The sequence below is a fragment of the Longimicrobium sp. genome (assembly GCF_036554565.1).
Lineage (GTDB): Bacteria > Gemmatimonadota > Gemmatimonadetes > Longimicrobiales > Longimicrobiaceae > Longimicrobium.
In genome coordinates this window covers 1-6,661 of record NZ_DATBNB010000642.1, presented here as the reverse complement: position 1 = coordinate 6,661, position 6,661 = coordinate 1, and the positions used below count along the sequence as shown (strand labels likewise).

The following is a 6,661-nucleotide window of genomic DNA, read 5'->3' as shown; positions in this document are numbered from 1 at the left end:
GCCACCCTGCTGGGGATGCCGCTGACGGAGGGCGAGGCCGTCGCGACCCCGCGCCCGGCGGAAAGCGCCCCCGAGCGGCTGGGCGATGCGCTCGCGCAGGTCTGGAGGCGTGCGCGTGCCCCCATCCTGGAGCGCATCTCCGTGCTCGAGCGCGCCGCCACGGCGCTGAGCGCGGGACGGCTTTCCGAGCCGCTGCGCGAAGAGGCGCTGCGCGAGGCGCACCGGCTGGCGGGCGCGCTGGGCACCTTTGGCCTGGACCACGGCTCCGTGCGCGCCCGCGAGGCCGAGGACGCGCTCGGCCAGCCCTCGCCGCCGCAGGCGCACGGGGCGCGGCTCGCCCGCATCGCCGCGGAACTGAGGAGCGAGGTGGACCGGCGCCCCACCTCCGCGCCGGCCGCCCCCGCCGCGGCTCCCCCGGTCCGCAACGATCCGCCGCTGGTGTGGGTGATGGCGCGCGATTGGGGGCTGGCCGAAACGGCGCGCGCTGAGCTGGCGGGGCTGGGCGTCGCCGTGGCGGAGGGCGACACCGACCCCACCGTGCGCCCCGACGCGGTGTTCCTGGACCTGCGCGCCGAGAGCCTGGACGCGGAGTGGGACACCTTCTCCAGCGTGACGCGGCGTGCGCCCGGCGTGCCGGTGGTGGCGTATACCGACAGAGACACGCTGCTGGACCGGGTGCGAGCGCTCAAGATGGGCGCGCGGTTCATCCTGCAGCCTCCACTGGCCCGCGGCGCCATCGCCGACGCGTTCGCGCAGGTGCTCCCCGCGCCCGGCGCCGAGGCGCACACCATCCTTACGGTGGACGACGATTCCACGATCACCGAGGGGCTGCGCGCCCTGCTGGAGCCGCAGGGCTTTCGCGTATCGACGCTGAACGACCCGCTGCGCTTCTGGACGGAGCTGCGCGGGACCAAGCCCGACCTGCTGGTGCTGGACGTGGACATGCCGCACCTGAACGGCATCGAGCTGTGCCGCGTGGTGCGCAGCGACCCGGCGTGGAGGCACGTGCCCATCCTCTTTCTCACGGCGCGCGCGGACCGCGAAACCATCTACCGCGTCTTTGCGGCGGGAGCGGACGACTACCTCAGCAAGCCCATCGTGGGTCCCGAGCTGGTGTCGCGCATCCGCAACCGCCTGGACCGCCGCCGCTGAGGACTCCGCGTCTGGCCAGGTCCGGTGCTCGGGCCGGCGCCCCCCATCCCCAGCCCTTCCCCCGCAAACCGCGCGGGGGAAGGGAGCCAGTGTGGCGCATCACACATAACTCCTTGCAGCCCTACAGCCTGTCATCCTGAGGCCCAGGCGCGCTGCACTGACCCGTAGCACATCCCTCGCGGGCCGAAGGATCTAGCAGAGGCCACGTAATAGCCCGGGCGCGGCAGCGGTCACGAAAGCCCGAGTCGCGAAGCCGCAGCCGTGGTGTGAGCCCCGGCCTGGTCGGGCGAATGAATTCGCGGCAACAACCACACGAAGTCCGCCTTCGCGGACTGGCCTGCTGTCGTGCTCCCGGCGCCGTCGTGCGCGACCGTGCTTGGGTCCGCGCCGCGGCTGCAGGGGCGCTTCGATCGGTGTGTGGCGGATCCCTCGGTCGCTGCGGTCGATGTAGCAAAGGCAAGTATGGCTTGGCCGCTTCCCTCGGGATGACAGGTGCGCATCTGCGGGTCTCCTCTGGACGATGGGTGAGTTGACCCACGCACGGCCCGATCGACCCGTTTAGCTTCATCTCCGTGAGCCGGACCGGTGGACCCGGCGGCCTCACCTGGAACCCGACATCAACGGAGATGAACGATATGAACCCGATCGCTTCGCACCTGCTCTGGCAGATCATCAACCGCTCCGGCGCGCCGACCGCCATGCCGACGACCGGTGCCGCCACGTCGTTCAGCATCGACGACATCATCAACCCGCGCGGTCCTCGCCGCGTGGAAGACGCCGCTCCCGTCCGGCCGCTCGCGAAGGCCGCGTGAGGCCGGTGTACCACTCTCCTCCTCGCCCCGCGCCCGCCGCGGAGTGAGGGGGAGAGCTTTTTTTATCTCCCCCTGTCCGCCGCGCGCCTTGCGGGCGCGCCCCCCAGCCGAGATTGTGCGTGGAACCCCGGGCCCCGGCCCGCGCTCTCCCGATCCACGCAGACACCCCGATGACCGACCGCTCCCGCCCGCGCGGCGCCGACATGCCGCCCGAGGAGTTTCGCAGGCACGCGCACGCCGCCGTGGACTGGATGGCCGACTACCTGGCCAACGTCGGCGAGCTTCCCGTGCTGTCGCCGGTGCGCCCGGGCGAAACCGCGGCGAAGCTGCCGCCTTCCGCGCCCCGGCACGGCGAGGCGGTGGAGGACATCCTCCGCGACTTCCGCGACGTGATCGTTCCCGGCGTCACCCACTGGAACCACCCGTCGTTCTTCGCCTACTTCGCCATCACCGGCTCCGGCCCCGGCATCATCGGGGAGATGCTGACGGCGGCGCTGAACACCAACGCCATGCTCTGGCGCACCGGCCCCGCGCAGACGGAGCTGGAGGAGCGGACGCTCGACTGGCTGCGGCAGCTGATGGGGCTCCCCGACGGACTGCATGGCACCATTCACGACACCGCATCGATCAGCACGCTCATCGCCCTGGCCGCCGCGCGCGAGGCCGCCGGGCTGGGCGTGCGCGAAGAGGGATTGAGCGGGCGCGACCTTCCCCGGCTGCGCGTGTACGCCTCGCGCGAGGTGCACTCGTCCATCGACAAGGCGGGCGTCACCCTGGGGATCGGGATGCAGGGAACGCGGAAGATCGACACTGACGGGGAGTTCCGGATGGATCCCGCCGCGCTGGAAGCCGCCATCGAGCAGGACCGCGCGGCGGGAATCCGCCCCCTGGCCGTGGTCGCCACCACGGGAACCACCTCCACCAGCAGCATCGACCCCGTCCGCCGCATCGCCGAGGTGTGCCGCCGGCTGGACGTGTGGCTTCACGTGGATGCCGCGTACGGCGGATCGGCGGCGCTCGTCCCCGAGATGCGGCACGTGCTGGACGGCGCCGAGCTGGCCGACTCGCTCGTCGTGAATCCGCACAAGTGGATGTTCGTTCCGGTAGACTGCTCCGTGCTTTACACGCGCCGCCCCGACGTCGTGCGCCGCGCCTTTTCCGTCGTCCCCGAGTACCTGCTGACCCCCGAGGGCGAGTCCGTCACCAACCTGATGGATTACGGGCCCGCCCTGGGCAAGCGGTTCCGCGCGCTGAAGCTGTGGATGGTGCTGCGCTACTTCGGCGCCGAGGGAATGGCGGAGCGCATCCGCGAGCACTGCCGCCTGGCGCGGGAGCTGGCCAGGTGGATCGGGGCGGAGCCGGGGTGGGAGGTGATGGCCCCCGTGCCGCTGAGCCTGGTCGTATTCCGCCACCGCCCGCACGGGATGAGCGACGAGCGGGTGGATGCCCTGAACGAGCGCATCATGGCCGCCGTGAACGCCACGGGCCGCGCCTACCTCAGCCACACGCGGGTGAACGGGCGGGTGGTGCTGCGGTTCGCCATCGGCAACCTGGGAACGACGGAGGAGCACGTGCGCGATGCGTGGAAGCTGCTGCGCGAAGCCGCATCCGCCGAAGCGGCAAGTTCTTGACACGACAGGGCCTCCGCACCCACAATGACAGGCGGCGGCGCCCCCGGTGGTGGGGGCGCGCACCCCCGCAGCGACCCCGCCCCGCGGTACCCCGTGCGCACGACTCCCTTGGATTTCGACGAGCTTTTTGCGCGCGAGCGCTGGACGGTGCTGCGCGAACGCCACCGCCAGGCCATCGGCACGCGCTGGATCATGGTGGGCATCTCCTTTGGCCTGGCCGCCGTCGGGCACTTCACCGGCGCGCTGGAGATCACCCTCACGGAAGCCGCCATCCTGGCGGGCACCTCGGCCCTCCTGAACGGCGCCGCGGTGCTCGCCGCGTGGCGCAACCGGTTCGCGCCCTGGCAGTTCTGGGTCATGCAGTCGTCCGACACGCTCATGATCGCCCTGCTGGCGGCCTTCCTGGGAACGCACGGCTACCTGGTGCTCCCCTTCCTGGTGTTCGCCACCGGCGCCTACGCGCTGGGAATGCCGGTGGCCGCGCGCGTGCTGCTGCTGCAGTCGCTGGTGGCCTATCCCATCGCGCGGTGGGTGGGGATGACGGACCAGCCCGCCGCCGCCCGGGCGGTGATCGCCGTGGAAGCCTTCTTCCTGCTCTGCATCAGCTGGCTGGCCATGCAGGGACCGCTGGCCTACACGCGCCGGCTGCAGCGCGTGCGCAAGGCGCTGGCGCGCGCGCAGGAGGGCGACTTCACCGGCCGCCTTCCCGACCGCTACCTGGACGACATCGGCTTCCTGTCCGTGTCCGTCAACGCCATGTCGCAGACGGTGGGCGACATGGTCCGCCAGATCCAGGAGCACTCCGCCTCGCTCGCCTCCCTTTCCGACACGCTGGCCTCCACCGCGGCCGGGGTGCAGGACGCCGCCCGGGTAATCGGCGAGGCGACGTCGGCCGCGGCCGAAGAGGCCGACCAGCAGCTGGCCCTGGTGGCGCGCGGCGAAGAGTCGGTATCCGCCATCGCCAGCGCGAGCGCCCAGCTCCGCTCCGAGGCGGCGCGCTCCGCCGACACCGCGCACGGGCTGCGCGGCGAGGCCCAGGAGCACGCGCGGCGGGTGGACCGGGCGGGCGGGCTGCTGGTGGAGTTGAGCGACGACTACCGCCGGCTGGAGGGCGCGGTAGACGCGCTGGAAGCGGCGGGGGCGCGGGTCAGCGTCTTCGTGGAGGCCATCCAGGAAATCGCCGAGCAGACCAACCTGCTGGCGCTGAACGCGGCCATCGAGGCGGCACGCGCGGGCGAGCAGGGGCGCGGCTTCGCCGTGGTGGCGGGCGAGGTCCGGCAGCTGGCGGCGCAGTCCGCGGCCTCCGCCGCCGAGGTGGCGGGGGTGGTGGGAGAAACGTCGGCGGCGCTGGCCGAGGTGCGCGGCCGGCTTCACGCCGGGAGCGAGCGCATCGGCGGGGTGGGCGCGGTGGCGGGGGCGGGAACGGAGTCGCTGGGGTCCATCATCCAGGGGCTGGAGCGCACGGTGGAGTTCATCGACCGCATTACCGCCGACGTCGACCAGCAGGCCGGGGCCATGGAGGCGCTGCGCGACGACGTGTCGCGCATCCGCGTGATCGCCGGCGCGGCGCAGGACCGCGCGCGGCTGGCCGCGGCGGCCGCGGGGCACCAGCACGGCGCCATGGAGCAGCTTGCCGCCACCAGCGCCCGCACGGCCCAGACGGCGGGAACGCTCAGCGGCCTGGCCGCGCAGTTCCGCGCCGGTGACGCCGCGCCGGCTGAGGAGATGGCGGATGAAGCCGTGGGGGAAGGCCAAGTGTCCCGCGTTCCGCCGCGGCTGGTTGCCGAGCCGAGGCCCGCGTGACTCCCCACGCGCCCCGTCCGGAGGGCGAAGGCGCCCGGCCCGTGGTGGCGGTGCGCGAGCGCATGGAGGCCATCGGCCAGGTGTCGGCCGAGCTGCTGCACGACCTGCAGGACGCGCTGTTCGCCCTGGAGCAGCGCACGCGGCTGGCCGCGGGCGAGGCGCGGATGGGGCGCGCGCCGGCGGGGGAGCTGGACCGCGCCGTGGAGGACTGCACCGACCTGCGGCTGATGGTGCGCGACGTGGTGGAGGTCACGCGCGGCCGGGCGCTCTCACCGGAGGTGGTGTTCGACCCGGGCGCCGCGGTGGAGCGTGCCGTGCGCCGGTTCGTGCCCAGGGCCCGGGCCGTGGAGGTGCGGATGACGGCCGACCTGCCCCCCGGCACGGTGGTCCCCGGCCGCGAAAGCTTCCTGGCCCGGCTGACGGGCCATCTGCTGGTGGGTGCCGCGCGCCGCTCGCAGGGGCACGTGCTGGTGGAGCTGCGCCTGGATTCGCACGGGCAGGGCATCGTGCTTTCCGTGGCCGACGACGGCGAAGCGCCGCGCGGGGGGGCGCCCGCCCCGCACCCGCGCCCCTCGGCCGAGGACGGCTGGCGGCCGGGGATCGTGGCGTGGCTGGTGGCGCAGCTGGGCGGCGAGGTGCGCTGCCGCCCGGCCCGCGCCCCCGGCGGCTCGGGGCTCGACATCCGCCTTCCCGCCATTGTCCCCTAACGGCCGTTGGCGTGCGCCGGCGAAAGTTTTTCTTGACAAATGTACGGGGCGCGCTTATTTAGGCGTTCATCGACGGCACATCCTCCGCACGTGGCCCCGCTGGCGAGCGCTGTACACTCCCGGTTCCTTCCCGCGCCCCTGGTTCGCAGGAATACCCCACGCCCACAAAACGGAGTCTTGGCCCCGGCGCGCCCGCGCCGGTGCTCATGCCGCACCCGAATGCGCTCCCCCCCAGGAGCGATCGCCGCTCGCCGGACGGTCCGGCGGCGGACACCCAGGCGCACACCGCGCCGTGTACATGCTCACCGCAGCAGCAGGAGTAGGAGATGGAACGTTCGACCGGGAAGGTAAAGTGGTTCAATGATGCCAAGGGCTTTGGCTTCATCGAGCGCGAGGGCGGCAGGGACCTGTTCGTTCACTTCTCCGCCATCAAGCAGGAAGGCTTCAAGACCCTCGCCGAGGGCGAAGCCGTGGAGTTCGACATCGTGGAGGGCCCCAAGGGCCCCGCCGCGGAGAACGTCGTGCGCCTGGGCGCGAACTCCTGAGCGAGCGCCGT

General features: G+C 72.7%; 6 protein-coding genes. All 6 read left to right on the top strand.

The genetic code is table 11. From position 1 onward, the window contains the following. The coding region (locus VIB55_RS17795) for a response regulator (protein ID WP_331878011.1) at positions 1-1,152 on the top strand (1,152 nt) is incomplete at its 5' end. A gap of 635 nt (positions 1,153-1,787) precedes the next feature. Beyond that, entirely contained in the window at positions 1,788-1,964 is a 177-nt protein-coding gene (locus tag VIB55_RS17790) for a hypothetical protein (protein ID WP_331878010.1), read from the top strand. A gap of 170 nt (positions 1,965-2,134) precedes the next feature. Continuing rightward, positions 2,135-3,595 carry a pyridoxal phosphate-dependent decarboxylase family protein gene (locus tag VIB55_RS17785; protein ID WP_331878009.1) on the top strand — a complete coding sequence of 487 codons (1,461 nt, stop codon included), beginning with the start codon at positions 2,135-2,137 and terminating at the stop codon, positions 3,593-3,595. Between the two features lie 93 nt (positions 3,596-3,688). Further along, the gene (locus VIB55_RS17780) at positions 3,689-5,398 is read left to right on the top strand and encodes a methyl-accepting chemotaxis protein (RefSeq protein WP_331878008.1); all 1,710 of its coding nucleotides are present in this window, start codon (positions 3,689-3,691) and stop codon (positions 5,396-5,398) included. Beyond that, the gene (locus VIB55_RS17775; protein WP_331878007.1) at positions 5,395-6,105 is read left to right on the top strand and encodes a hypothetical protein; all 711 of its coding nucleotides are present in this window, start codon (positions 5,395-5,397) and stop codon (positions 6,103-6,105) included. Before VIB55_RS17780 ends, VIB55_RS17775 begins: the two co-directional genes overlap by 4 nt. Positions 6,106-6,431: 326 nt before the next feature. Continuing rightward, positions 6,432-6,650 (top strand): cold shock domain-containing protein, encoded by a 219-nt coding sequence (locus VIB55_RS17770; protein ID WP_331878006.1) that lies wholly within the window; start codon positions 6,432-6,434, stop codon positions 6,648-6,650. Positions 6,651-6,661: the final 11 nt, after the last annotated feature.